2 protein-coding genes are annotated in these 2615 nt (G+C 72.8%); one reads left to right on the top strand and one right to left on the bottom strand.

Annotation, left to right across the window (positions count from 1 at the left end):
* Window positions 1-85: 85 nt before the first annotated feature.
* Window positions 86-979, bottom strand: a complete 894-nt coding sequence (locus AC08OU_RS24395; RefSeq protein ID WP_476602412.1) for a DUF3027 domain-containing protein — start codon at window positions 977-979, stop codon at window positions 86-88.
* 83 nt (window positions 980-1062) lie between these two features.
* Between AC08OU_RS24395 and AC08OU_RS24390 the strand changes: the two genes are divergently transcribed.
* On the top strand, window positions 1063-2615 hold a 1553-nt coding region (locus AC08OU_RS24390), incomplete at its 3' end, for an MFS transporter (RefSeq protein ID WP_476602413.1).

Here is a 2615-nt window from a genome sequence, read left to right as displayed (position 1 = left end):
GGAGACAAGCCTAGACACGAGTACGTCCGAGCCGAGTACGTCCGGATAAATCCAGGTAAGTCCCGGCGTCGGCGGGCGAGGCCGGTCAGGAGTGGCCGTAGGGCTCCGGTCCCGGGCCGTCCGCGGTCTCGCCCGCCCCGTTGTCGTCCACCGAACCCGGCGGATGGGCGGCCACGCCCACCAGCTCGACGTCGATCGGCTCCAGGCCGGAGGGGTCCTCGTCGAACAGGACGGGTTCAGGATGCGCCGAAGGAGCCACCAGTGCCTCCGAGTGCGCCCCACAGCCGTGGTCGATCGACGTGACCCGGCCGTCGTCCGGTGCGAGCTCGTTGGCGCAGACGCCGAACATCCGGCCGAGCGCACCCGCGAGCCGCACGTGGAATCCGCAGGTCAGGCAGGATGCGGGCGCCACCTTGGCGATGGATGCGCCCGGGCCGGCGGGACCCGCGTACCAGCGTTCGACCGCTTCCTCCCGCCCGGTCACGGACAGCACCCGGGCCCGCCCCAGACCGAGCTCGATGAAGACGTCGGTGTCGGCGAACTCCTCGGCGTCTTCTGTGCGCAGCGCGAGCCGAGGATCGTCGATGGCGGTCGGCAGCAGGTCCCCGACGCCGACGTCGCCCGGCCGCAGCCGCTCCGACCAGGGGACCCACGGGGGCGCCAGCATGGCCCCGTCCCCGGGCATCAACACGACGTCGTCGACCGTCGCCTTGCGCACCCGCGCGGCTCGGGTAACGATCACCGTCCAGACCCAGCCGGGGTAGGCCCGCGACAGGCAGGCGAACCGGTGCAGGGCGAGGCGGTCCCCCTCGCTCTCGACGCCGAGATGCTCACCGACCTCCGCCGCGGACCCCGCCTCCTCGACGGCCGCCTGCCGGGCCAGGTCAACGGCGGCCGCACAGGTCGGATCGGCCACGGGTGCCCGCCCGGACCGGACCGTCCTACGAACATCGGGAGCATCCACGGGAAGTATTCTCACCCACGAACCCTCCCACCGCCCGACGTGGTCGTAGTGGCGCCGGTCCAGGACAGCGCCGGTCCAAGACGAGGACACTGGGCAGGGTGAACCTGGGCAGCACAGTGGTGAACAGCCTGCGCCGGCTGCGGGCGAGTGTGCGCGGCAATGACGCCGACCGGTCGGGGCTGTCGTCGCTGACGGAGCTGTCGTTCGTCAACGCCGCCGGGGACGCGCTGGTGACCGTCGCGTTGGCGGGTTCGCTGTTCTTCGCCGTCCCGTCCGGCGAGGCCCGGTCGAAGGTCGCCCTCTACCTACTGGTCACCATGGTGTCGTTCGCCCTGCTGGCGCCGGTCATCGGTCCGCTGCTGGACCGGGTGGCCTACGGCCGGCGGACGGCGCTCGCCGCCATCTGCCTGGGCCGCGGGCTGCTGGCGTGGCAGCTCGCGGGGGCGCTCGACGGGCTGGCCGTCTACCCCCTCGCGCTCGGCCTGCTCGTGCTCTCCCGCGGGTTCGGCGTCGCGCGCAGCGCCGTCATTCCCCGGGTGGCCCCGGCGGAACTCACGCTCGTCACGATCAACTCACGGATCTCGCTGGTCAACATCGTCGCCGGGGCGGTCGTGGCACCCGTCGGGTTGGGCATCGCCAACATCCCTTTCGTCGGCTATCCCTGGGTGTTGCGGATCTGTGCCCTCGTCTACATGGCCGGGGTCCTACTGGCGTTCAACCTGCCCGGGCACGTCGACTCCGCCGCCGGTGAGCAGCCACTGCGCGGGCCGCTTCCCTCAAGCGTGGCCCGGCGCGGTGTCGGGACGTGGATCCGGGCGTTCCTCGGCACGCTGCCGGTGGCGCTGCGCGCCGCCCTGGTGCTACGCAGTCTGGTCGGCTTCCTGACGTTCTATCTGGTGTTCCTCCTGCGCACCAACGGCGGGAACAACCTGTGGCTGGGCGGGCTCGCGGTCTGCGCGGGCGCCGGCAGCGGCCTGGGAGTCCTCATCGGCGGCCGGCTCGGCCGGCGCCGCCCCGAGGGCATCCTCATGCTCGCGCTGGTGTTGGCGGCAGGGGGATGCCTCGGTGCGGCGATCACCTACACCAAGTTCACCTCGCTGGTCGCCGCGCTGCTGGCGTCCATGGCGGGGTCGATGGGGAAGCTGGCGCTGGACGCGATCATCCAGCGGGACATCCCGGAGACCACCCGCAACTCCGCGTTCGCCCGCTCTGAGACCGGTCTGCAGCTGGCCTGGGTCGCCGGCGGGGGCCTCGGACTGATCGAGATGCCCGGGATGGTCGGCTTCGCGGTGGCCGCGGCGGCGATGGGGATCACGTTGTTCGTGGAGGCCGGCGCGCTGCGCCGGTCCCGGCTGGCCGCCCGCGCCCAGTTCCGCGCGGACGCCCGGAACCACCCACCCGCCCACAACGATCCGGACACGACGAAACCGCTCGGTCACCCAGGGGTTCCCCCGCAGTCGCCGATGCCCCCGCCGGCACCCAGGCCCCCGCCGGCCCACGCGACCGCGTCGACGCCGCTGCCACCGGCCGACCCGTGGCGGCAGGCCCCACTCCCCATTCCGGCGACGCTCCAGGATCCGACCGGTCCGACCCGGCCTGACCGCCGACGAACGACCCGCGGCCTCCGATGGCGGCGCCACCGATGGATCTG

This window comes from Frankia sp. CcMO1 (genome assembly GCF_977945845.1).
The sequence above is the reverse complement of the archived record's forward strand: the minus strand, read 5'-3'. Positions and strand labels throughout refer to the sequence as shown.